Raw genomic sequence first — 24,361 nt, 5'->3', positions numbered from 1 at the left:
AATTTTCTTCTTGTGGAACAGGCATCTTGCCTGTTCCTAAAAGCCTCATTGAGAATGGTGCAATATCTAATTTATGACTAATTTTGCGGATGTATACAGTTGTCAAAAAAAAATCCTTGGATTTTTGAGTGACGAGTTTGCCGGAAGTAAATCATCAGCAGAAGACCGAGGTCAAGCAGAATATAAATTAATATGAAGTTAAAGGCAATTGCAGGCGAGTTGATTTTACAATATTACTAAAGCAACTTGCCAAACGGAGCTTATCATGAGTACAGAAGACAGAGCAAAGGCGATCGGCAAAAATTTAGAAGGCAAAGCTCAGGAAATTTTCGGGAACATCACGGGCAACAAGAAAGACCAGGCTGAAGGCAAAGCCAAACAAGCCGAATCCGCCGCCCGCCACGCAGCAGAAGATGCTAAAAATGCGGTGAAAAATCTGGCAGATAAAGCCAAAAGGTCGATCGACAAATTGTAGAAACTGCAATTTAGACTTGATATAAAACCGTGAATTGTAGGGGCGGGTTTGTCAACTATCTAGGGCAAAAATGAATTATCTCAAAAACCCGCCCCCGCCCAACGGCAAATACAAATGTACCGCTTTTTTTGTTTGCGCTTTCGCTCTAGGCAACCTACAATTAAGACTTCTATCAAGTTCGATCGCTCTACCACAATATCTCGGCAGGGGCGGGTTTACGAGATATTTAGTTTTAAACATAGATAGTTTGTAAAACCCGCCCTACGAGAACACAAATTCTTCAATAACGAATCAACAGATTGCACCTACATTTATCCCCCTAAATCTGCGCTTAAAAATCGGGTTCTGCGACTAAAAGCTCGATCGACAAATCCATTTGTTCCTTCCCCCGCGCCACAAAGCTTTCGCACTCCTGCAAACACTCCACAGCCACCCCAAACTGCTCGAAAACCTCCTCTAGAGGCAACTCTCCCGATTCCACCCGATCGATAATCGCTTCAATTCGATCGACCGTTTCCTCATAATTCCAGCCAGACTGGCGCAACTGCGAATCAATCATAACTTTTCTTCCGCATCCAATACTTCTACAATCTTAACTTTCAGCCGGCCCCGACTCAACCTCACAGTCAATTCCTCTCCCAATTCTAAACCGTCAGTAGTGCGGACGATCGTACCGTCACTTTGGATTACGGCCGCATAACCCCTTTGCAAAACCGCTGCCGGATTCAGTGCGGATAACTTTTCTTGCAATACTTCCAGTTTACCAGTTGCTTGCCGCAAAGTTCGGGAGGTCGCAGGCAAACGTTTTAATCGATTTTGTAACAGTTGCAAATGCTCTTCTTCTGCCTGAAATCTTGCCCGCACAGCACTTGCTAAATTGACCATTCGCTGCTTGTGTTCAAAGTAAATATCTGCTAAAATTGGTACAGCTTGAGCGGCCGCCGCAGTCGGAGTGTGGGCTCGTTTATCTGCTACTAAATCCGCGAGAGATTCGTCTCTTTCGTGCCCGATGCCTGTAATAATTGGAATCGCACAATTCGCGATCGCCCTGACAACTCTTTCGTCGTTAAAACAAGCCAAATCTTCCGCAGAACCGCCGCCCCGCCCTAAAATTATGACATCCGCCCTACCGTCCAATTCTACACGGGCGATCGCCCTAGCAATCGCAGCAGCAGCCAATTCTCCCTGCACTCCTGTTGGCGACAGCAACACCCGCAAACCCGGATATCTTTGGGCTAGAGTGCGCTGAATGTCTCCCCAAGCAGCGCCAGTATCGGAAGTCACCACGGCCACAATTTGCGGGTGTGCGGGAATCGGGCGCTTTCTGGCGGGATCGAAGAAACCCTCAGCATTCAAGCGCGATCGCAATTGCTGCAACCGCAAAGCCTGCAATCCTTCCCCAGCCGGCAGCGATTGCACAACTGTCAACTGGTACTCGCCGCGATTTTTGTAAACCCGGATGCTTCCCAAAACCAGCAACTGTTCGCCTTTTTCCGGGATTTGCACCAATTTTTGCCGCTGAGAATTCCACACCACGCAGCGAATGGCAGCGCTTTTGTCGGTGTCGCACAGAGTGAAAAAGCAGCCGCTGGGGTGGTGCGAAACGTTCGACACCTCGCCTGTCAGCCAAACTGATTGGAGGTTGCGATCGCCCTCCAACAAGTCTTGCAGGTAAGATGTTAGTCCGGCAACAGATAAAGCTGTATCGGGAAGAATTGAAGTCATTGATAGTTCTAATTCCAGAAACCTAGGTTACTATATTTCAAGACGCTTGGGATAAAAAGACCGGGCGGTTGAAACCGCGTCTATACAAACCAAACCCGCCTCCGCGGGTTAAAGACCGATTGGTTGAAATTACCTTATTTTCTTCAGTCCGCGGAGGCGGACTTCGTTTGTGTAGAAGCGGTTTCAACCGCCGTCCGATCTAACTGCAAACAAACTAATGATATCAGATACAATGACTTCGATGAATGTGCTGCGCCAAGAGGCTGCGGCGATCGGCATTACTGAGGCCGAAGCCAGAAAATATGGCGACCTCCGACATAAAAGAACTTGGTCTTTGGCGATCGAACATCACCTCTCAATGCAAGATTTTGCCGTTGGCATAGAACAATCCTTCACAACTTCCGAACCCGATTCCTCCAGCGCACTCAACCAATCTCAGACTGCGGAGTCGAAGGAGTATGGTATTCAGCTAACTGCGAACCTAGGGGAATCTAGAGTAACCAGGCAGAACCAAACAGCCTCTGTTGCTTCGCCACAACAGCAAGCAGTAGCAATCGAGCGATCGCACGGTGATTTCGACCACCGCAGCAACCCAAACCGAGGTTTTAAACAAGTAGTTCAAAATCATATTAAAGCATTAACAATTGCATCAGCATCCCGCACAAATCAGCCCAATTCACACCTGGGCAATTGGGTTTGTCCTGAGTGTGGGTCGGAGGGCGACTCGAGCTGTCACCTTTGCGCCGGAGAAGGCAATGTAGGGGACATTGCAGCTATTGGCTGGACGCTAGCTTATATGGAAATGCTGGGCTGTTCTGCTCGCGAAATTGAACCCTTGAGAAAAAATTCGCCTTCACTGAATATTCTGGAATTGAATTTAAAAGTTTGTGTTGCCATCAAACAAAGTAGCGAAATTTTAGCCAGGACGGAGAAATGGGTAAGATTGCAGGAACAAGGAATGCAACACACTGATTTTGACACGGATACACAGATGAATTCTCAATGGTGATTCAGAAGTGAGAAGAAAAAACAACTATCAGTGTATCCGTGACTTCCGTGTCGTGCTGTTGGGCATTAGTATCAATAAAACTTCAAAATTCACTCATTCACACCTAAAAATTACTGCAAATTAAGTATTGATTCTAGCTTTTTCAAAGCAACTTCCAAATCGTCATTAACAACCTGAAAATCAAATTCTCCCGCAGCATCAATTTCCTCTTTAGCCCGCAGCAACCGACGGGCGATCGCACTTTCGGAATCTTGACCCCGACTCCGCAAGCGCCGTTCCAACTCATCCCAAGAAGGAGGTAAAATAAAAATTCGCAGCGCCTCTGGAAACTTATTCCTAATTTGTCTCGCCCCTTCCAGCTCAAGTTCCAGGATTACCGATTTTCCCTCACCGATTCCTTGTTTGAGACCCAAATAAGGAGTACCGTAAAAATTACCGGCAAACTCGGCCGATTCGGCCAATTCTCCAGCCTCAACCATTTGTTGAAAGCGGCTGCGGCTGACAAAATAGTAATGCTTTCCCTCAATTTCTCCCTCACGGGGCTCACGAGTTGTCACCGATACCGAAAGATACAATTCGGGATGGCGATTGAGGAGCGATCGTACTAGGGTGCCTTTCCCCACACCGCTAGGCCCCGTCAGAACAATTAATTTACCGAATTTCATTTTTAGAAGAGAAACGTGTAACAATTCAAGTTTTCGCTTACTCTAAACTGTAAGCGCTCAAATTGCAACTGACAAACCTCAATCATCCCGACTTTGACCGTCTTTGCTCACCACAAAACGATTAGCAACGGTTTCCGGCTGAATCGCCGAGAGGATGACGTGACTCGAATCTGTAATAATTACCGCTCTCGTGCGGCGGCCGTAAGTAGCGTCAACCAGTTGTCCCCGCTCCCGCGCATCAGTAATAATCCGCTTAATTGGCGCTGATTCGGGACTGACAATAGCAATCACTCGATTAGCAGACACAATGTTACCAAAACCGATATTAATTAATTGAATATCCATGAAAATCTTAATCTATGGGTGAACGACTAACTATCAATCCTTACTTTTTATCATATATACAAAGATTTTTTCTGGCAATCCTAAAATTCATCTCAACTAACTTTTTTAGTTTGTACCTAAAATTTTTGTCTTTTTGACGCGGAGTACCCCGCTCTTTATCAAAACTTTAAAAAAAACTCGCTGTTGCCGCTCTATATTAAAGATTCGGTAAAATCCTCGATTTTTAGTTGCTAATAAAAGCATTAGCTGTATCGAGACAAAAGCCCGTAAATGTTGCAAAATATAAACTTAATTTACGGGGTAGGGAAAGTTAAGTATAATCAGTGATAAATGACAGCAAATATTCGCAAATGCTAGTTTGATGAGCCTTCAACCTAAACTACAAGCTGCTGGCGATCCTCTTCGAGGGCTTCGCTAACGCACTTTCTCCCCGATTTTCCACAAAAATAGGACTAAGGCCAAGTGGCACAAAGGTATGTAGTTGCGCTTCAGCGCTCTTTCCTAAGCTAAGAGCGCTAAAGCGCAACTACATACCTAAAAATTAACCCCTATTTGTGACAGTTGCGTAAGTCCTAAAAAAGATTCGGGATGATGTGCCAAACTACAGATGTTTCTTGTAAGAGCGCTAAAGCGCAACCACATACCTAAAATTTAACCCCTATTTGTGACCGTTGTGTAAGTCCTAAAAAAGATTTGGGATGATGTGCCAAACTACAGATGTTTCTTGCATGATGTTCTACAATAAAATGGGTTTGTAGTGAAAATTTTAGTCCTATTAATACCACTAAAAAAAGTGAGGCTACAATTATCAATTTTATAACAATAATACTTACGCAAAAAGTTGTTTTACGCATGAATTATAGCGTATTCCAGGTTTGTGAAGTGTAGGGACAAAGGCTTTCGCCGTGTCCCTACGGGCATCGAACGATAGGCGGATGTGCTTCATGAACCTGGAATCTGCTCGATAGCGGTAATAATTCATGCACGCCGCACCCTACAAATACAGGATATGCGTAAATCTTGTTCAGGAAAAAACCGGGAGTAATGCAGATAAATTCACCCGCATTAATCCCCAGTTATTCCACACTTAAATTAAGCCGCAACTAAACCGCTGTGTCTCAACAAAGCTTTAGTGCTCGGTTCGCGTCCCCGGAAAGTTTTAAACACTTCCATCGGGTGCAAACTGCCGCCCAATCCTAAGACTGTATCTCGGAAGCGCCTACCTGTAGATGCGATCGCACTTTCATCTTCCAAACCCGCCTCCTCAAACGCCCCAAAAGCATCAGCGCTGAGCACTTCCGCCCATTTATAACTGTAATAGCCTGCCGCATAGCCGCCCGCAAAAATGTGCCCGAAAGCGCACAAAAATGCGTCTTCTTTCAGAGGAGGCAAAACAGTCGTAGTTTTAGCGATGCGGTTGCGGACATCGGCCACAGTTTCGCTGCCGCCCGATCGGTAGCGGTGGTGCAATTCGATGTCAACACTGCTAAGATGTACTTGCCTGAGCATGGCGCTACCGCTCATGTAGTGGCGCGCTGCTAGCAGTTTTTGGTAATAGTGTTCCGGCAAAGTTTCCCCAGTTTGGTAATGCTTAGCCATCCCGAACAAAGTCGCGCGGTCATAACACCAATTCTCCATAAATTGACTGGGCAATTCCACTGCATCCCACTCAACATTATTGATGCCAGAAGCCCCAGGATAGTCTACCGTTGTCAGCATATGCTGCAAACCGTGACCGAATTCGTGAAACAAAGTTTCTACTTCCAAGAAAGTCATTAAACTGGGTTTGTCGTCAACCGGAGGACTTTGGTTGCACACCAAATAAGCCACCGGCAACCGCGTTGTTGTCTTTCCCGCTTCCACAAATTTAGCGCGCACTACACACTCATTCATCCAAGCACCGCCGCGCTTTTCCTCGGGGCGGCTGTAGGGGTCTAAATAGAAATTGGCGATCGTATTTCCTGCTTCATCATCTATTTGGAAATAGCGCACATCTTCGTGCCACACAGGAGTTTGACCGTCCGCCGCAGTTACTGTCACGCCGAACAGCCGCTTTACTAATCCAAATAACCCCTCCAATACCTGCGGCAAAGCAAAATAAGGGCGCAATTCTTCGGCACTAAAAGCAAACTTTTCTTCCCGGCGCCGTTCCGACCAAAAACCGATATCCCAGTGCTTCAAATCTCCAGCTTCCGGCGCGCCTTTTTCGGCAGCAAAAGCTTTCAAATCTTCTAAATCTTTGACCGCTGCACTGTAACTAGCTAAGCGCAATTCTTCTAACAAAGCTTCCACTGCTGCAACGTCGGGAGCCATTTTGCTCGCCAAGCTCAATTCGGCATAACTGCTAAACCCGAGCAAAGCAGCTTTTTCCTGGCGCAAAGCTAAAATGCGATCGGTCAAAGGCCAGTTATTCAATTCTCCGCTACTAGCTCTGCTGATAAAAGCTTTGTACAACTTTTCCCGCAACTCGCGGCGGGTGCTGTGCTGCATGAAAGGGGCGTAACTCGGAAAGTCTAAAGTAATCCGCCAAGGGCCGTTTTCGGCATCCGCATTTTCTTCGCCCGCGCTGCGAGCGGCTTGAGCTGCTAAACTCAACAAACTCGGCGGCAAACCGTCAATTTCGTCTTTGTTTGTGAGGGTGATGCTGAATGCTTTGGTAGCGTCGAGGACGTGATTGGAAAATTGGGTAGTAATTTCGGCTAATTCTAATTGAATGGCATTAAAACGCTCTTTTTGCTCGCCTTCTAAACCGACGCCGGAGAGTTGGGCGTCTCGGAGAGCGGCTTCGACAATTCGCTTTTGAGCTGACTCTAAGCTGTCCCAATTTTGGCTAGCCCGCAGCGCTTTAAAAGCTTCATAAAGCGGTTTGCTTTGACTGAGCTTGCTCCAAAATTTTACTACTTCCGGCTGCACTGTTTCGTGAGCCGATCGCAGTTCCGGGCTATTTTTCACCCCCATCAAATGTCCGATAATGCTCCAGCTCCAATTTAAACGCTCTCCGAGCCGCTGCAACGGTTCTACTAACCCGCTCCAAGTCGGCTCTACAGACGATTCTAGGTCAGCTAGCGAGGCTTCTAGTTCGGTCAGCAGTTGGGTAACAGCGGGGACTACGTGTTGTGGTTCGAGCGCGTCAAAGGTCGGCAATCCTTGACCGATTAGTAACGGGTTATCAGCAGTAGTTACGGTTGCAGTCATTTAATTTTCTTGTAACAGGTTGAAAACAGTTGAATTAGACAGATTACCTTTTAAATTTGTAACACATTTGTCCAAAAAGTTGGACTCCAGCCGAGAGGGGGAGAGGGGGAGAGGGGGAGAGTGGGAGAGGGGGAGAGTGGGAAAATCTTCCTTCTGACTGATGACTAATTACTAATCACCAATTACTAATATCAACTGCCAACTGCCAACTGCCAACTGCCAACTGTCAACTGTCTTGTGTGTGCTGCAACTCCTTGACAACCGAGATTAAGCGCTTGAGGTGAGGTTTGACAACTTCTTGCTGCTCGTGTTCCAAACGGTGGATTTGAGCTTGGACTAGAGACAAATCCGCAGTCGATTGGTGCGCGGGAGCTTGCAGTTGGCTTTGCAGATTTGCCATGACTTTCTGGATTTCCAAAAATCGAGTATTTACTGCTTCCCAGTCGTCTCGCGTGAGAGAAGTTTCTGCCAAGCCTTGCGTCGCGCTTTGCAGTTGCTCTATAGCCTGTTCCACAGCTTCGAGATTCGCCGGTTGACCTTCTCGAAAATCTTGCAGTTGTTCGCTCACCTGCTGGCGGACATCGAGCACAGCAGACGCCACGATTTCTTGCAAAGAAGCTACCGAATCTCCTAAACTCAGCAACTGCCGCTGAATATCGATCGACTCTTCAAAGCCCTCAGCCCTAGGCAGTGCAGCCATTTGCTGGCGCAGCGCTGCAATATCTGCTGACAACTGCTTGCGCAATTTAACAATTACCGTCACGGCCGTTTTTTCGACTTTATTTACAGACTTTTGGACTTGGGCCATTTCCGAATTTTGATGCACCCGCACTTGTTGCTCGAACCGATACCGGTTAGCAACATTCAGCGACAAAGCCAAAGTTAGGGGAGCCACCCCGTAAAAAGCTTGACCCGACACAGCCACCGCCAGGGAACCCAAACCAGAGGCCGCCAGAGAGGCGTATTCTGCCACTTCCAGCCAGTGCCTTTGAGGAAAACTTGGTCTCAAGTCGTTGGCAACAGAGGGTTTTGGCTTCCGCACGGCTCTTTGAGTCATAGTATTTTCTCGTTGTTGGTAAGGTTGCGAGACTGGGTGGAGCATCGATTTCTATCCTTTTTTCAGTTATATGTTTTAAATTATTTCCTGAAACTCTTCTATTTTTACCTTAGTCAGTAAGCTAAGGATGGCTGACAGATTATTATCTATTTGAGAGCTGACGGCGAGCGCCCCCTAATTCCGGCTGTTAAAAGGTTCGCCCCAACGCGCCCTCTATTTTACAGCAGTTAGCGCGATCGGGTTCGGGCGATCGACAATAGCTGCCCGGGCTAACCGAACAATGCCTAAGACTATTTTAGATTTTAGATTTTAGATTAAAAGTTAAAAAAATGCGACCTATTGAGGGCGATCGTCGTTTGGAGCTTGTCGGGAGTTGCCTTTTTGTTCGCGCATTGGTATAATTTACTCTTTCTCAATTGACCTTCTCAAATTTACTGCAAAAATTGACCGATGAACTCAGAAAAACCCGGAATTGGCGATCGGCTAAAGTCTATTTTCAGTATCGCAATCTTTATCATTCTCGTACTAGCAGTAGGCTTTTTAAGCCTTAATTTTATATCAGCTCTCTATGCAAAATTTTCTTAAAATTAGGACTTAGCACGGGAGCCCAGAAACCGGGTTTTTTGCGAAAATATTTCGTCGCAGCCACAGATTCCATGAAAAACCCGGTTTCTTTAGTGGGAGTGAGCCCGAAACTGTTTGAGATTCCCAACTTCTTCAATTATTCTCCAATTTTAAGCACGAGATAATTTGTTTGGATTGCATTCTCCTTCTTCCTTCTTCCTTCTTCCTTCTTCCTTCTGCTATAATTTCAACTGTAAAGATTGTGGTCGGGGTCTAGCCAGACAATATAAAAAACATTTTCACTAAAAAAGCCATGCACCCTGCCGTATTCATTAGCAGATATTTGAAACTGGTAGGGAACATTTACTAGCTCAGCTTCATTGGGAATCCCAAAGCCATTAGGCTCAGTTGTATTTTTCCAAACTATACCATGACATCGCAGACTTTTACTCTGATTATTGATAACTTCTTGAGCGTTCAATTGTGACAAATCGCGCAGCCTTCTCAATAGAGATGCTAGATACTTAGCATCTCTACCGCCAATGGAAAACTGATCTCGATCATCCTGATAATACCTAAAAGAAAAACTAATTCCTTCCGGTATTTTTATTTTCACAACCTCTCTCGGTGCTGAAGATGGCTGACGACGAATATCTGTATCTTGTCTTTTTTTACGCTTCTTCGATGACACGGGTTTTGTAAAATTTTCGCATTAATTCCTTCGTAATAATAGCATGAGAAGGTTCATCTCTTGGCAAGTCACCTCTCGCTTTAATCCAAGGGTCTTCGCGTCGCACCATCAATTCTAACTCATAAGCGTCCAGGAAGAAATAATCGTCAGCTAACTCGTCTAAAAACTCTTGTACTTCTTCGGGAAACTCTGGTTTTTCGACTTCTTTGAGAATTGGCTTCCAGTCAAATTGTTCTTTGTATTCATAAAATAAAGCCGGGATAGTCGGCCCGTGCACCCAAGCTTCAAAATCTTCATCAAAAAGCGGTGTATCTTCAAAGGCTAAATACCATGCTTGGGCGTAGTACAAGAGTTTTTGTAGCTTGTGGTTGCTGAGATAGGAGCCTACATCATTCGCAAACCAGATGTAGTAATCAGCGAGTTTTGAGGCTGTTGTGACTGTAGTTATTGTGGTCATATAACTCGACTCAATAAGTTTTGTATTCAATGATAGCACAGTCACCACCCTTTATGATGGGGCGGTTGAAACCGCTTCTTGTCAAACAAAGTCTGCCTCCGCAGACTAAGAAATAAAGGAGGTATTTAAGCCGGGATTGGGTATAACTGAAATCTTACCCTCTGTCAAAAATTTGTAGGGGCGGGTTCACCAACAAAAATTGCCTAAAACCCACAATCTCGTAAACCCGCCCCCACCCACGAAAAAGCCCTTATTGATATTGGTGCAACATCTCCGTTACAACCCTTTGATATAAGCTGTTACGCATTTAAAATAGTATTGTAGGGTGCGTCAGCCCTATCTTGTTTCCCTTGCTTAGTAAGTGTTCTAGCTGACGCACCCTACAGGCCTCGTTAGCGGTTTAAATGTCGAACAGCTTATTGCTTCAGTACAGGTGACAAAGTGTAAAGACTTGCTTCTTTTTCTATCAAGCAGCGCCGCGATAGAGATTGCAATGCGTTTAGCAAATCTGACGATGATATTTGTCCGTTTTGTAGCAATTTGGCGACGTTGACTGGCTGGTTTTCTGTCGCTAACAATGACATGACTTGTTTTTCTAGTTCGGAAGTGCGATCGTACTGCTGCTGCAAAACATCGGCGTTGCTGATTTACCGTATGAAAGACTAAATATGCAAATCCTAGAAACCAGTATCTACAAAGCTTCGGGATTTTCAACTTATTTTTTTCATGCCCTGATTAAGCAACGCCTGAATTCTACCATTTTCAACTGTGTGATTTGAACCGCAATCGTGGCAATTTGGTCGTAAGGATAGCATATTTTATGACTAAACTAATGTTGGCAGATATCAAGAATTCCAGCAAGAGTATAACTTGTGATATCATAAGTTATACTCAACCTAGATTTCAGCGCGTAAATAAATATTAAAATCACAAAAATTGATTTTGTAAGATATAAACATATCCTATGTATTCAATTACTGTAATTAAATTTCACTACATATTTATTACTACCAATTTTCGGACGGGGTATCCCGCCCATTCCAAATTTTTTTTTCTTGTGGGATGGGCCGGAGAGCCCGTCCTAGTTATTTTTGCAAGAGGTCTATGGTTTTTGCACACCGCGTTAACATTGTGTCGATCGCCATTTAAACTTAATCTAGACTAACTACCTTAAGGAACACAAAAAAATAATGCGCATTTTATTTGTATCCGCCGAAGCAGCACCCCTCGCCAAAGTGGGCGGTATGGGCGATGTCGTCGGCGCTTTGCCTAAATTTCTGCGGCGCATGGGACACGATGTCCGCATCTTCATGCCCTACTACGGTTTCGTCCCCGACAAAATGGACGTTCCCAAAAAACCTGTTTGGGATGGGGCTGCCATGTTCCAAAGCTTCTCGGTGTTTGAAACTGTTTTGCCGGGAACCGATGTACCTTTATACTTAATGCAACATCCATCTTTCTTGCCCCGCCGCGTTTACGGCGGTTTAGATGAAGATTGGAGGTTCACTTTCTTTGCCAATGCTGCGGCTGAATTTGCCTGGAATCATTGGAAGCCCCAAATTATCCACTGTCACGACTGGCATACGGGAATGATACCTGTTTGGATGAGCCAAGATCCTGATATCAGCACGGTTTTTACTATTCACAATTTAGCTTATCAAGGGCCGTGGCGCTGGCGTTTGGAGCAGATGACTTGGTGTCCTTGGTATATGCAAGGTCACAATACAATGGCGGCCGCAGTACAGTTTGCCGATCGAGTAAATACAGTTTCACCCACTTACGCCGAGCAAATCAAAACCCCAGCTTACGGGGAAACTTTGGAAGGTTTGCTATCTTTCCTCGGCGGCAAAGTATCGGGCATTTTGAACGGAATTGATACAGAATCTTACAACCCAGAAACTGACAAGTACCTCCATCAACAATTCAGTGTTGATACTATTGAAAAGCGCCCAGCTAATAAAATTGCCCTGCAAGAAGAAGTCGGTTTGGAAGTGAATAAAGGTGCCTTTTTAATCGGCATGGTAACGCGGCTGGTAGAACAGAAGGGATTGGATTTAATAATTCAAATGCTCGATCTGTTCATGGCCTATACCGACGCTCAATTTATTGTACTCGGAACGGGCGATCGCTACTACGAAACCCAACTGTGGCAAATGACAGCCCGCTATCCCGGTCGGATGTCCACCCAATTACTCTACAACGAAGCCCTCTCCCGTCGCGTTTACGCAGGCTGCGACACCTTCCTGATGCCGAGTCGCTTTGAACCCTGCGGCATCAGCCAAATGCTCGCCCTCCGCTACGGGTGCGTGCCAATGGTTCGCCGCACCGGCGGTTTAGTCGATACCGTTTCCCACAACGATCCGATCAATAACACTGGTACAGGTTACTGTTTCGATCGCTACGAACCCCTCGACTTGTTCACCTGCATGATCCGAACTTGGGAAAGTTTCCGCTACAAAGATAAGTGGAAAGAACTGCAACAGCGCGGCATGAGAGAAGATTTTGGCTGGGATATTTCTGCCCGGAAATACGTCAACTTGTACAGCGATATTTTGGGACTGCCACCCGAAGAAACCGCACCGGAACAAGAGGCAGAATTGAGCGTTGGCAAGGGTTAATTTTAGTAAGGTGCGTCAGTCGGTGTTTGATTCAACTGCATCGAGGGGCGATCGGCTGACGCACCCTACAGCTTAGTAAGGCAGTTTTTGATTCAATTTAATTGATCGACTGACTACTGACTACTGACTACTGACTACTGACTACTGACAAATTAATCAATAAATAAATCGAGAGGTAAATGACCGTAAGTGCCACTCACTCCACTTTCTGAGGAAGATTGGCACGACACCAAAACGCCCCGGTAAGTTCCGGGATAGCCGTCAACATAATACGAACCCTTCAAAGTATTGAACTTAATATAAACCGAACCAGCAAAGGTCGAGACAGCATTGGGATCTAAAACAGCTTGATATCCCAAAGCTTTCAAATAAGCTTCTAAAGCTAAAAACCCCTCATCCGTCGAAGCAGCGCACACTCCCAACATTTGATAATCCGACAAACTTGCTACCAGCAAAATCGCTTGACGCAGCGCCTGTTTTTCCTGCGGCGATGCTAGAGATTGCATATCCAGACAAGTGAAATCTTTGAGGATTTGCTGTGCTTCTTCAACAGTTAGGGTAGTCGGGTTGTGAGTAGACATGAATTGCTCTGATATTTCCCAAAATTACGATCGACAATCGGGCACTCGTCAACGAATTTCTGCCATTGCAACCCTCGATCGACGGCGGTAACACTTACGCAAGTTCTGATTATAGCCCATTGTGTGTTCTGGCAATCAATTCGGGCGATCGTCTTCAATGGCTTAGCCAACACCCGTATAGCACAAAAAAGCTAGTAGTTTTTACCGATGTTTTGAAGTTTAGATCAGTCCGCGTTTTTTCAGCTTTGCTAGCGCATCTTCAGCCGCATTTTTCTCAGCATCTTTTTTGCTTTTGCCTTTACCTTCTCCATAGAGTTTCTCTCCGACATAAACTTTAGCGAGAAATTCCGGCTTGTGAGGCGTTCCTCCTGCTTGGACAGTCACGTATTTGGGCGGAGTCGTGTCACCGTTGGATTGTACCCATTCCTGAAAGCGATTTTTCGAGTCTACAGTCGATCGAGTTTCCACAACATTTTCGGGAACAGAATCAAACATTTGTCGCACAAAGTTGCGAACTTTGTCCATATCTTGCGTGTCCAGATAGTAAGCGCCAATAAATGCTTCAAAAGTGCTGCTGAGCAAATTTGGGTTGGTAATCCCCCCTTCTCGATAAGCTCCTTTTCCGAGCCGCATTTTTAAGTCTAAATTGATTTCAGTAGCAAATCTGGCTAATTGTTTTTCATCTACTAATGCAGAACGCCGGCGAGTCAGTTGGTCTTCTCCCATTTCTGGATGACGCTGATATAGATATTCGCCGCTGAGAAAAGTCAGCAAAGCATCGCCGAGAAATTCTAAGCGTTCGTTGTCTTCTTCGCGGAATGTGGGGTTTTCGTTGACGTAGGAACGGTGAGTGAGCGCTTGGCGCAGCAGTTTTTCATTTTTGAATTCGGGAAGGGTCATTTGTATTTCTTTTGTTGGGTTAGTTAATTGCATGGGAGTTGGTAATGGTTATTGTTTTTGGATTTTGGTGTTATGCGGACATGAAAGAGCCGCAGATAGCGGTAGGTTGGGAGAATCTAGTTTATCAAATAAACTGGATTTTTGCTATCTGCGGCGGGGGTGAATTTCAGGAATATTTATGCTGCTACTTTGTAGCTTTCAAGCAAGTTCGGTAATTCATCCAGAAAGTAGAATTCATTTGCGAGCCTTTCCAGATTTTTATTTTCATTACCTGGTCGAGCGAAGATTATCACCTTTTTACCCTTGTTTTGCAGCTTAGGAATCAAGATTTCGCCATTGCCGTCTCCAGACACAATAATAAATGTGTGTGGATATAGACTAATTGCTGCTTCATCAGAACAGTCATAAAACAAACAGAAGTCAACAGCATCATGGATTTTCTGGACTACAGGAACACAATCATATCCAAGATTAACGAATGTTCTTTTTTGAGAAATCTTATTTCTCTGCTGCCAATTCTTGTCGTAAACCTTTCTGGTAACTACATATCCTAATGAAGCCGCAAAAAGCAATAAGTTTTTGGCTTGCTTTACATCTGGGATGTTCTGATAATCCCAATAAATTGAAACTAAAGACTGTTGCTGGCTGATTTGTTTGCCAATTACTAAATGATTGTCCGTCATATTTATGTGTCCTAAAACTAATGTTTGCAGGACAGCATAGATAAATTACGCATCTAGTCAAGGAAAAATTGTCTGTGGCTTCTCTCAAAAATGAGGTTTTCCATTTAACAAAACTCTTGACTAACACACTATTAATTTAGTGTGTACTTGCTTGGTTAGCGTCTCAGCGATAGGATGTGCAAATTGCGAATAGGCGTCGTAAAGACCAGTTGATATAGACATTAAAGTTAATGTCGCGCCAAGTGACTTATTACAACTCTCCAAATAAAAACCTGAAACTCTTGCCGTGTCAAGACAAAAACATAGTTCCTAGAGATACCTATTGATTCCAGTTGAAACGAAATTAACTTTAATGTCTATATCAACTGGTCTTTAGGACGCCTATTCGCAATTTGCATATCCTACCGCTGAGACGACTTAACCGACACTTTTTGCTTTTGAATGCGGGTGTCTATCTGAGCTGTATTGTTTTGATACTGGCACATTAATTCTAAAATGTCAATCGGTAATCTGATTTATTTTTTGAGCTTGATTTTATGAACGGGACTTATGCGATCCGACAAAAGAAACCGGGTTTTTTATCGAATCTGCGGGATGCAGCGAAGTATTTTCGCAAAAAAACCCGGTTTCTGGCTACTTGTGGGTAAGTCTCAATTGTCAGCTATAGTCTATTAGGGGAAATTTTACACCAAATGGGATGATACCATAATCCTAAAACAGTGTAATTTTTACCCTATGTTGCGAACTTGCAGAACGTCGCGACGCGACAAATGGTTTAGCTGGCTGAGTGAGTCAATGGAAGCTTGTGATTTTTGCCGTCGGTGGTTCCACGCCACACAAGAAGAAGAAAAAGCCAGAGGCTACAAAGCGCGTTGCAACCTGCTTCTGGTAAAGGTTTTAGGCGTTAATATTGATGCCGTCAAGCGGTGGGGGCCGGGTTTTGAAAAAATGCCAGACCACCACAAGCGTACCTTGTCATACGCTGACACGCTGCGAGAGATGATCGAGGTTGCTGGCAAAAACGAAGATTTTCTAGAAGAGGTACTGGAGCGAATCAAAAATAAATCTAAAAAAATAGGGGAATATTTACACTGAATTTGTGGTGTCAAGCGGGCTGGGTGTTGTATTTTTTGGATGTAGCACTCAACTAGGAAAAGCCTTTAATCACTGTGACACAGAGTTTTTTATCCAATTCCAGCAGCGACGCCATTCAACTTCCCTCGTCCCTGCTAACTCCCGACGCAGCAAATCCTGAGAAAGAACCCCTCAAACATCTGCTGATAGGTTCTCCCCAAGCTGTCAGGAGCACAATTCACGTACTCCACGCGCGCGGGTACGCTGAGGTTGGTGTCTGGAGTCCCCTGCTACCAACTGCTAAAAGTGGTGAGGTGATGAGTATTTTTGTGAAATACCTTCGCATCTAATAGATTCAGATTGCATGATGCCCCGGAATTATGCTGTGTGCGAAACAATTAGGGTTTGCTGTTCCGGGGCACCCCAGGCAGAGTGTCACTAGATTTTTGCTATTTTATATTAACTAAAAATTATTTTTCTGACATCCTTCGACCCACGCGCCCTGACCTCAGAAACCGGGTTTCTACGAGATTTGGCAACGAGTCACGGAAAATATCGGAAGAAACCCGGTTTCTCGCCTTACAAGTGCGATCGCCCGATCGCCCCTCCCCCCAAGCCCATCCCGCTGATCTCCGGCATTTAAAAACCAAATGTAAAAATATGTTGCAAACTTTGTACTGCTGTGTTAAGTTTAGTTACATAAGGTTGAAATTAAACGAGGTTTCTGGTCATGGAAAACAAAGACGCAAAGTTGGGCTTCACTGAGTTCGCTGAAACCTGGAACGGTCGTTTGGCAATGCTGGGCTTCGTTATCGGCTTAGCTACCGAATACCTCACCGGTCAAGGCATTCTCTCTCAAATCGGTTTGATGTAATCAGCTCTTCTGCATACAATCACTGAAATTCAGGCGGGCGATCGACCCCATCACAAGTGCGATCGCCCCCCGCTAATAAGTCCCCTTCATCACATTGAGGGGACTTTTGCATTTTCTCTCAAAAAATCCGACCGATGGCACAATCAAAAATCTTTTCCGTCTCAATATTTATCGCGAGACTAACTCCTGTCAACTAAGCAATTCCTACCGAATCAAAAATCCTTAATTTAGGAGTCAAAGCCGGAAGCTTCACCAAACCTTCCCGTTTGTGAGTCCGCTGGCCGTTACCTAAAATCATCTCCGACAGATCCGGCATTTCCTGCCAGCAGTGCGAGCAAAACCAATAAACGCGATTGTGGCGAGCGTGGCGGAGCAATTTAGAGGAGCAACAAGGGCAACTATTCATGATATTTTAAACCTTCTTGAAGATATGGAGCGATAATGAATTCATTACAGAGATTGACAAATGCCGGCGGATCTTAACTTCAGACACAACAATAAAAAATTTTTTTCACTCAAAACTTTGAGCGTCTCCCAAGTAGCACTTTTGGTAGCCCAACAGCAACACCACAATCAGAAGCTGAACGCTCCAAGGAGCCCAAGAGAAACCCCAAATAAAACAACCCAGTCCGACCAAAACCACAAGAACAAAAATATCTTGAGAGGTTTGCCAGTAAACCCAGACTGCTGCCAGAGAAACTATTAGTAGCAAAATGTAAGCTGAGGGCATAGTCGTCTTCTCCCAATGTATCTGCCAACAGTCAGGATCGATCCCTGACCATGTGCTTAAACTTAAAACTCAAACCTGAAGAACTTATGAAGACCGGCAACTTGTCACAAAAAGTAAAATACTCCTACCAGCTTATATTTGTCCGAGAAACCAGCAGGAATAATTTGTTTTTTTTTATGCATAATTTTAGCAACCGCGCCCGACTGTTAGGACATTCTTATACCATTTATCTAAAATCGTGCAACACTCTTCGACCCCCCCTAGCCCCCCCTTGCTAAGGGGGGGAACAAGAATACTGTTGCATTCTTTTTTAAAATTGGTATTAATTGCTGCCACCATTGCTGTTACTGCTGATTCCTGATTCCTTCTGCTATAAATGCGCGATCGACCTATTCTTGCTCCCAGCCCAAAGCTTCAGCGACCTGAGCCGCCAAAAACATCGGTTCAAAAGGCTTAGCAATCACTCTCACAACCCCCAAATCCGCGAACATCCGCCTGTCCCCAGCCAGAGCCTTAGCCGTCAATAAAATCACCGGAATGTGCTGCGTAGCATTATTAGCTTGTAACTGTAGAAAAGTAGTAGGCCCATCTTGGTCAGGCATCATCACGTCCAACAGAATAGCATCAGGCTGTTCGGCAACAGCCTTAGCCACACCCTCGCGGCCAGAACACGCCGTCAGGACTTCCCAGCCCCCCACCACCTCAAGACTGACTTGAGCCACTTCCCGAATATCTTCCGCATCGTCAATAACCAAGATGCGCTTGGTAGTCAAAATTAACATCTTTTTTAACACTGAAAACTTATTCTCAGGCTAGAGCCCAAATGTGAATATTTTGTAAAGCCAACTATTTTACCAGATCCGACTTAAAGTAAATTTTCAAAACTCTATGGCAGAAGCTACACAAGCCCCTCCCTAAGAACCGGCAGACTTAAGAAAAAAGTGCTGCCCTCCCCCAAAACGCTCTCCACCCAAATCCGACCCCCATGCTGCTGCACGATACTGCGACAAATAGCCAGCCCCAAACCAGTACCTCCCTTCTGGCGAGAATCTGAAGCATCAACTTGTTGAAAGCGTTCAAAGATTATCTCCAGCTTATCTGCCGGAATGCCCCGTCCTTGGTCTTTAACAGCAATCAGGATGGACGAGCTCACTGGCGGTAAGTGCGGATTGGCGGTGGCAGACTCAGGAGACAACAAAGACGACGACACAGACTTGTACCCTGCCTTTTCTGCCAAATCCCGATTGTGGGTCAACTCCCCGCTCAGCCAAACCGTAGCACCCGAAGGCGAAAATTTTATAGCATTGCTGAGCAAATTTGTCAAAGTCTGAATTAGCCGATCGGGAACAGCCCGCAATTGCGCCCCCACAGGCCTCACCGAGAGAGTAACTCCCGCCTGCTGAGCCATTCCCTGCATCTCGTCAGCCGCCTGCAACATCAGTTCAGCGACATTGCAAGTTTGTTTGATTGCAGTGCTGTAACTCGACTCCATCCGCTCTAAATCCAGGATGTCGTTGATCAAGCGCACCAAGCGGTCAGTGTTAGCGACAGCAATCTCCAGCATCCGCTTGCCTTTGTGCGGCTGAGCGTCAAGGAGGCCGCTGTTGAGGAGGCCGAGGGCGCCGTGAATTGAGGTCATGGGCGTCCGCAGTTCGTGGCTGACAACAGAGATGAATTCATCTTTCATCCGCTCGACGGCAAGCCGATCGGTGATATCTTTAAAAGTCACCACAGCTCCAATAATTTCGCCTTGTTCTCGCATCGGAGCGACAACGTACTCAACCGGAAAACTGCTGCCGTCTCGCCGCCAAAAAACCTCATCGGTGACGCGCCGCGCCTCTCCGTCTTCCAAGGTGGCTAAAATTTGAGAACTTACCCCCAACCGCCGCAGTTTGCCCGCCGACGAGGCCGCGCCGTCTGGGGCAAGTTCAGAGCCTGAATAGATGTCTGTTGCAGGTAAAATTTGCTCGATCGCCATCGAGCATTCTTCCTGTGAACGGTATAAACTTTCATAGAGTGGTCGATCGATCAATTGCTTCGATTCGCAGCCTGCCATTCTCACCGCCGCGGGATTGACAAAAGTTACTTTTCCATGTCTGTTCAACCCGCAAATTCCTTCTCCTGCCGAGAACAAAATCATTTCTGTTTGGTGGCGGAGTTGTTCAAAGGCTTTTTCGACTCGCTTGCTGTCGCTGATATCGCGAGCGATTGTGGAAACGCCCGTTAACGCTCCTGTGGCGTCTTTAATCGGAGAAATCGTCAGGGACACATCTATCTGTTTGCCGTCTTTCCGCAAGTGCACGGTTTCGTAATGGTCGATGCTGGCTCCAGCCCTAATATTTTCCAGAATTTGGGGCATTTCCTTGGGGCGTTCGGGTATGGCTAAAATCTCGATCGACAGTCCCTTGATTTCTGCCGCGCAGTAGCCGTAAATCTTCTCGGCTCCTGCGTTCCAGCTCTGAATCGTCCCGGCGAGGGTTTTGCTGACGATGCCGTCGTCGGAAGACTCGACAATCGACGCCAAGCGGACGAGTTCGTCTCTAGTTTGCTTGTATTCCGTGATGTCGCGACCCAAAATCACGATACTTTTGCGTCTGCCGTCGGGGTGAAATACGGGTACTTTAATCACGTCGTAGATTTTCACAGTACCGTCCGATCGGGGAATCACTTCTTCCCCCCTAGAAAGCGTACCTTTTTCCCACGCTTCTCGATCGCTGACCTCGCACGCCTGTAGCGCCTCGCGGTAAAAACTGCTGAGTTCTCCTAGCTCAGAATCTGTCAGGCCGTGGTAGTCTATTTTTTCTAGCTCGAACACTTCCAATATCGCTTTATTTGCCTCCAGCCACCTGCCCTCGTCATCTTTGAAGCAGACAATATCTGGCATGGCATTCATCAGCGAGTCGAGATAGGAGTTTTCTGGCGGTACAGCTTCTACCTCCGCCCGCTTGGCGGTTTCCCGTTGCAGGTTTTCGTTTGCCGTTTGCAGCGAGTCGATTAACAAACTTTCTGTAAAAGTCCTTTCTTTAATTACTTTCTGAAGTCTGTGGAGTTCTAGCGACAGCCCCCTGCGGGCCAACAAATTCTCTACCCGCAAGTGCAATTGGGCGGGTTCGGCGGGACTTACTATCAAATCGTCTATTCTGCGATCGAGTTGTTTTGCCGGCTGCGAAAATGGCGACTCAGAAAGAGCAGGCGTTTGGGATTTACTAAAAAGCAAAAACGGTAAAAATATCGGCTCGGCGGCAGCTTTTAATGATTCTACCAGCGGCCCGATGCGATCGAAATTTGCCTCGTCGAGAATGCACAAGTCAAAAGCGATTTGGGGAAAGGGAAATTCCGAGTTGGGATCTAAAGCGCGATCGACTACGATCACCTCATGCTCGGTGTTGAGGTGGGCGATCGGCAAATTAGGTTGTTGGTGGCGATCGACCAAGAGTAAAATGCGGCTCATTAGCTTGTTAATTTCCCCATGACTAATGATATAATGTCCGGTAAATTAACCATTATATGTTTGGGAGTCAGGAGTTAAGTCCTCTTTTTTCTGAGGAATGAAGCCCTCAATACAAACAAATTTTATAGCGCTCGATCGACCGGATGCGATCGAAATGATGAAGGCATTAGACAGCCAGAGTAGAAGCCCCAATTCAATAAAAATTGATAATTATTTAAGTGTTTGTTCCTTTGATTAATGACTAATGACTGATGACTGATGACTGATGACTGATGACTAATTCAGTTGGCGGGGGCGGGTTTATATGTAATTGGGTTTGCCGTTCTATTTTGCTCGTGAAACCCGCCCCTACAGACTAATGACTGATGACTAATGACTGATGACTAATGACTGATGACTAATGACTAATGACTAATGACTGATGACTGATGACTGATGACTAATGACTAATGACTGATGACTAATGACTGATGACTAATGACTGATGACTAATGACTGATGACTGATGACTGATGACTTTTTACGGCATTCCGATCGCAATCAAAGCCTCTTCCGGCATACAGGTAGAGTAACGCTCCCCTTCCGATAAAACTGCAATCAGCCTCACCTGCCAGTCGGGCATAATCTGCAAATCCGCCCAGGGCACTGCTACCTCCAAACATTTATCTAATCCCACTTGGGCTCGGCTGAGGCGGGGCTGCCACTCATCGCCCTCTCCTGCTTCGTGAAACGCAATCGATTTCGTCAGCAAATTAATCTCTAACTGATGGTGGAATCGGTAGTTTAGCGGTGCTTCGTCGGGCAAACCCGACAGCGGAATCAGACTGTTTTGCATCGTGCGATCGGGATAAAACCAGAACAAATTTAACTCTGGAGGGCAATCAATTCCCGGCCGTACCCCTGCCTTAAAGTCGGCGCGAATGTAAAAATTCAAGTGGTCAACCCCGTACCAAAGCCGCTGAATTGCCGAACTCCGGTGCATCGTACCCCTTGCTCCCCCAACTTCAATCCGACCGGCTTTGTCCCAATCCTGTTCGTTGCCGATACCGTCAATTACCGGGTGAATAAAGCTCATCGGCAGGTGGTCGCCTTGAACTTGGTGCGCCTCTACTTGCCGCCGCACTTCCGAAGGTACGGGCTCGCCGAGAGCTTCGTAAATCGCCGCTACGTGTTCGCGGAATAGCTGGTCGAACATGGCATCTTGGTTCGACGTGTGGCCCTCGCCAAACCACCAGAACCAGTCGGAACCTTCGGCCGCATAAAGCGCTTCCCAAGCTTCTGGGTTGCTTTCTTCTGTGGCCTCTGGATGGTTTGCCAGCATTTGTCTGGCGGGCCCTAATATGTCCCAAGCGCGATTTTTCGCGGGATCGCCGATCCAAGTTGTGAGGGAACCGTCCACCCAGGAACCTGTGTGCAGTTGGGCGGCGGGAATTGTTTCGGTGGCTGGGAATTGGTCGAGAAATTCCGAGACTGTGACTAATTTGATATCTGGATTGTCGCTGAGAGTTTGATAGAGGGATTCTAAGAACGGTTTGCCGTCTTCGGGATAGAATTCCCAGCAATTTTCGCCGTCTAGGGCGATCGTCACTAACCAGGGATTTTCTAAAGCTGTTTGGCCGCCTGACTGTCGGTGTTTGAGAGTTCTGCCGATCGCCTCTAAGTGTCCCACCAAATCTGACGCTGCTTTTTTCGGTTCCATCGAACTGTAGGTAAACCCGATCAAATCAGACAATCTGTGGTCTCTAAATACTATGGCTAAATCGCCGTCAGGAGTTTCTAAACGGTAAGGGCGATATAACAATTCGGGTTCGCAGACATTGCCCGCCCCGTCGCGGTTAAAAAAGTGTTTAATTGTACACCCCAATACTGCTTCGTCCGAGACTATCCATTTAAAGCCTTGTTTGGCAATATACGGCAAAATTTCCGGGCTGACTGCTTGTTCCGACGGCCACAAACCGCGCGGTTGGCACTCAAACCGGTCTTCATACATTTCCCAGGCTTTTCTCAGGTGTCGGGGAATATCTTCTTCCCACTGAAACCTGTGTTGTGGCAGCGTCATGTTGGGAATGGCTATGCGGCCGCCGTTGGTGTCGGCAAGCAGCGGTAAAATCGGGTGCGTGTAGGGGGTTGTCGAGACTTCCAACTGTCCTTCAGCTTGCATTTTGCGGTGCTGGGGAATGATGCGAGCGAGGATTTCTTTTTGTTTTGAATAGATGTTTTTTCTGTCTGCCAAACTAAAATTTTGTCCTTGTTTGAGCCACCCTGCAATCTCGGGGTCGTCCCAAAACATCGGGTCAATCCAAGCTAAATTGTGCCAGGCCAGCAAGTCGCTAAAATCCTGCAATTTCCAGTTTGCCAAACACCACTGAATGCCTTTTTCCTGCCGCTGAGTGTAGAGTCGATCGTAGCGGGGGTGTGGCTGAATCAGAGTGTGGTAATTGGCGTCAAAGAAGTGTTCTAAAATAAACTCTTGTTCTTGGAGATTTAAAGTTTCTGCTGGCTTTAATGTCACCGCCAAGTAAGGGTCTAATGCTCTGTCTGCGATGCAGTCTTCTATCTGCAAAATCAAGGATGGAACCAGGTTTACGGTTTGATGCAGTTTGGGATATTTTTCCAGAATTAGCACTAAATCCAAGTAGTCTTTGACTCCGTGCAAGCGCACCCAAGGCAGTCGGTATTGAGCTTCTGTGGAGTTAGCTGATACTCGGGATTTGTACAGCGGTTGATGTTGGTGCCAAATGAAGGCTACATACAGGGGGTGAGACATTGAATTTAGTAATTGCTAATTGGTAATTGCTAATTGGTAATTGCTAATTGCTAATTGAATTTGGTAATTAGTAATTAAATTTGGTAATTGGTAACAGTCAACCGTCAACCGTCAACCGTCAACTGTCAACTGCCAACTGCCAATTACCAACTGACTAATTACATTACCTGTTCAACTTCGGAGATTTCTGGGATGGCCTCGCGCAGGCGGCGTTCAATGCCCATTCTCAGAGTCATTGTGGAACTGGGGCAAGAGCCGCAAGCTCCTTGCAGTCTCAGGTGTACTACTGGGCCGTCGATTTCTACGAGTTCGACGTTGCCGCCGTCGGATATCAGGTAGGGGCGCATTTCATCGAGAACTGTTTCGACGTTATCTCTGGTTAGTGCTAGTGTCGTCATATTTCACCTGGTACGTTATTTAGTACAATTGTCTTTGTTTAATGCTAGCGTTACTTGCTAGCAAATAAAGTTTGGTTTGGTTGCCTGCGCTAATAGCAAAAC

Annotated in this window: 24 protein-coding genes; 6 read left to right on the top strand and 18 right to left on the bottom strand. The window is 46.0% G+C overall.

The features are described from left to right. Positions 1-265: 265 nt before the first annotated feature. A complete protein-coding gene (locus tag QUB70_RS01840; protein WP_332978035.1) occupies positions 266-475 on the top strand; it encodes a CsbD family protein in 210 nt (69 codons plus the stop codon). A 331-nt stretch (positions 476-806) separates the two neighbouring features. Here the strand turns inward: QUB70_RS01840 and xseB are convergent, their stop codons facing one another. Next, a complete protein-coding gene (gene xseB, locus QUB70_RS01835; protein ID WP_332978034.1) occupies positions 807-1,034 on the bottom strand; it encodes an exodeoxyribonuclease VII small subunit in 228 nt (75 codons plus the stop codon). Then, positions 1,031-2,200: an exodeoxyribonuclease VII large subunit gene (gene xseA, locus QUB70_RS01830; RefSeq protein ID WP_332978033.1), complete on the bottom strand. Its 1,170-nt coding sequence runs from the start codon at positions 2,198-2,200 to the stop codon at positions 1,031-1,033. Before xseA ends, xseB begins: the two co-directional genes overlap by 4 nt. Positions 2,201-2,417: 217 nt before the next feature. Between xseA and QUB70_RS01825 the strand changes: the two genes are divergently transcribed. Beyond that, on the top strand, positions 2,418-3,209 hold the full coding sequence (locus QUB70_RS01825; RefSeq protein WP_332978032.1) for a hypothetical protein: 792 nt from the start codon (positions 2,418-2,420) through the stop codon (positions 3,207-3,209). A 110-nt stretch (positions 3,210-3,319) separates the two neighbouring features. Here the strand turns inward: QUB70_RS01825 and gmk are convergent, their stop codons facing one another. The 7 genes from gmk to QUB70_RS01790 form a co-directional block, all read right to left on the bottom strand. Further along, complete coding sequence (gene gmk / locus QUB70_RS01820; protein ID WP_332978031.1) at positions 3,320-3,874, bottom strand: guanylate kinase; 555 nt, start codon at positions 3,872-3,874, stop codon at positions 3,320-3,322. 78 nt (positions 3,875-3,952) lie between these two features. Continuing rightward, the gene (gene remA / locus QUB70_RS01815; RefSeq protein ID WP_236503792.1) at positions 3,953-4,219 is read right to left on the bottom strand and encodes an extracellular matrix/biofilm regulator RemA; all 267 of its coding nucleotides are present in this window, start codon (positions 4,217-4,219) and stop codon (positions 3,953-3,955) included. 1,092 nt (positions 4,220-5,311) lie between these two features. After that, positions 5,312-7,414 carry a M3 family metallopeptidase gene (locus QUB70_RS01810; RefSeq protein WP_332978030.1) on the bottom strand — a complete coding sequence of 701 codons (2,103 nt, stop codon included), beginning with the start codon at positions 7,412-7,414 and terminating at the stop codon, positions 5,312-5,314. A gap of 226 nt (positions 7,415-7,640) precedes the next feature. After that, positions 7,641-8,471 (bottom strand): hypothetical protein, encoded by an 831-nt coding sequence (locus QUB70_RS01805; protein ID WP_332978029.1) that lies wholly within the window; start codon positions 8,469-8,471, stop codon positions 7,641-7,643. A gap of 811 nt (positions 8,472-9,282) precedes the next feature. Continuing rightward, a complete protein-coding gene (locus QUB70_RS01800; RefSeq protein ID WP_332978028.1) occupies positions 9,283-9,726 on the bottom strand; it encodes a hypothetical protein in 444 nt (147 codons plus the stop codon). Then, on the bottom strand, positions 9,707-10,183 hold the full coding sequence (locus QUB70_RS01795; protein WP_332978027.1) for a Panacea domain-containing protein: 477 nt from the start codon (positions 10,181-10,183) through the stop codon (positions 9,707-9,709). Before QUB70_RS01795 ends, QUB70_RS01800 begins: the two co-directional genes overlap by 20 nt. Before the next feature lie 416 nt (positions 10,184-10,599). Next, positions 10,600-10,812 carry a hypothetical protein gene (locus tag QUB70_RS01790; protein ID WP_332978026.1) on the bottom strand — a complete coding sequence of 71 codons (213 nt, stop codon included), beginning with the start codon at positions 10,810-10,812 and terminating at the stop codon, positions 10,600-10,602. 561 nt (positions 10,813-11,373) lie between these two features. Here QUB70_RS01790 and glgA point away from each other — a divergent pair. After that, a complete protein-coding gene (gene glgA / locus QUB70_RS01785; protein ID WP_332978025.1) occupies positions 11,374-12,801 on the top strand; it encodes a glycogen synthase GlgA in 1,428 nt (475 codons plus the stop codon). 152 nt (positions 12,802-12,953) lie between these two features. Here the strand turns inward: glgA and QUB70_RS01780 are convergent, their stop codons facing one another. From QUB70_RS01780 to QUB70_RS01770, 3 genes are all read right to left on the bottom strand, one after another. After that, the gene (locus tag QUB70_RS01780) at positions 12,954-13,382 is read right to left on the bottom strand and encodes a DUF1824 family protein (protein ID WP_332978024.1); all 429 of its coding nucleotides are present in this window, start codon (positions 13,380-13,382) and stop codon (positions 12,954-12,956) included. A gap of 219 nt (positions 13,383-13,601) precedes the next feature. Beyond that, entirely contained in the window at positions 13,602-14,282 is a 681-nt protein-coding gene (gene rnc / locus QUB70_RS01775) for a ribonuclease III (protein WP_332978023.1), read from the bottom strand. Positions 14,283-14,458: 176 nt separating this feature from the next. Then, positions 14,459-14,965 carry an NYN domain-containing protein gene (locus tag QUB70_RS01770; protein ID WP_332978022.1) on the bottom strand — a complete coding sequence of 169 codons (507 nt, stop codon included), beginning with the start codon at positions 14,963-14,965 and terminating at the stop codon, positions 14,459-14,461. A gap of 735 nt (positions 14,966-15,700) precedes the next feature. Between QUB70_RS01770 and QUB70_RS01765 the strand changes: the two genes are divergently transcribed. The 3 genes from QUB70_RS01765 (at position 15,701) to QUB70_RS01755 (ending at position 16,913) form a co-directional block, all read left to right on the top strand. Continuing rightward, the gene (locus QUB70_RS01765) at positions 15,701-16,060 is read left to right on the top strand and encodes a hypothetical protein (protein ID WP_332978021.1); all 360 of its coding nucleotides are present in this window, start codon (positions 15,701-15,703) and stop codon (positions 16,058-16,060) included. A 74-nt stretch (positions 16,061-16,134) separates the two neighbouring features. After that, positions 16,135-16,389, top strand: a complete 255-nt coding sequence (locus tag QUB70_RS01760) for a hypothetical protein (protein WP_332978020.1) — start codon at positions 16,135-16,137, stop codon at positions 16,387-16,389. 380 nt (positions 16,390-16,769) lie between these two features. After that, positions 16,770-16,913 carry a chlorophyll a/b-binding protein gene (locus QUB70_RS01755; RefSeq protein WP_106150802.1) on the top strand — a complete coding sequence of 48 codons (144 nt, stop codon included), beginning with the start codon at positions 16,770-16,772 and terminating at the stop codon, positions 16,911-16,913. Positions 16,914-17,106: 193 nt separating this feature from the next. Here QUB70_RS01755 and QUB70_RS01750 read toward each other — a convergent pair whose 3' ends face one another. From QUB70_RS01750 to QUB70_RS01725, 6 genes are all read right to left on the bottom strand, one after another. After that, positions 17,107-17,319: a hypothetical protein gene (locus tag QUB70_RS01750; RefSeq protein WP_332978019.1), complete on the bottom strand. Its 213-nt coding sequence runs from the start codon at positions 17,317-17,319 to the stop codon at positions 17,107-17,109. Positions 17,320-17,424: 105 nt separating this feature from the next. Further along, complete coding sequence (locus tag QUB70_RS01745; RefSeq protein ID WP_332978018.1) at positions 17,425-17,643, bottom strand: hypothetical protein; 219 nt, start codon at positions 17,641-17,643, stop codon at positions 17,425-17,427. A 389-nt stretch (positions 17,644-18,032) separates the two neighbouring features. Beyond that, positions 18,033-18,425: a response regulator gene (locus tag QUB70_RS01740; RefSeq protein WP_332978017.1), complete on the bottom strand. Its 393-nt coding sequence runs from the start codon at positions 18,423-18,425 to the stop codon at positions 18,033-18,035. Between the two features lie 116 nt (positions 18,426-18,541). Beyond that, positions 18,542-21,094 carry a PAS domain S-box protein gene (locus QUB70_RS01735; RefSeq protein ID WP_332978016.1) on the bottom strand — a complete coding sequence of 851 codons (2,553 nt, stop codon included), beginning with the start codon at positions 21,092-21,094 and terminating at the stop codon, positions 18,542-18,544. Positions 21,095-21,614: 520 nt separating this feature from the next. Continuing rightward, positions 21,615-23,861, bottom strand: a complete 2,247-nt coding sequence (locus QUB70_RS01730) for a glycoside hydrolase (RefSeq protein ID WP_332978015.1) — start codon at positions 23,859-23,861, stop codon at positions 21,615-21,617. 158 nt (positions 23,862-24,019) lie between these two features. After that, the gene (locus QUB70_RS01725; protein ID WP_193975189.1) at positions 24,020-24,259 is read right to left on the bottom strand and encodes a NifU family protein; all 240 of its coding nucleotides are present in this window, start codon (positions 24,257-24,259) and stop codon (positions 24,020-24,022) included. Positions 24,260-24,361: the final 102 nt, after the last annotated feature.

This window comes from Microcoleus sp. A003_D6, assembly GCF_036702825.1.
Taxonomy (GTDB): domain Bacteria; phylum Cyanobacteriota; class Cyanobacteriia; order Cyanobacteriales; family Microcoleaceae; genus Microcoleus.
Note: the sequence above shows the minus strand (reverse complement) of the source record. Positions and strands in the feature narration are given on the sequence as shown.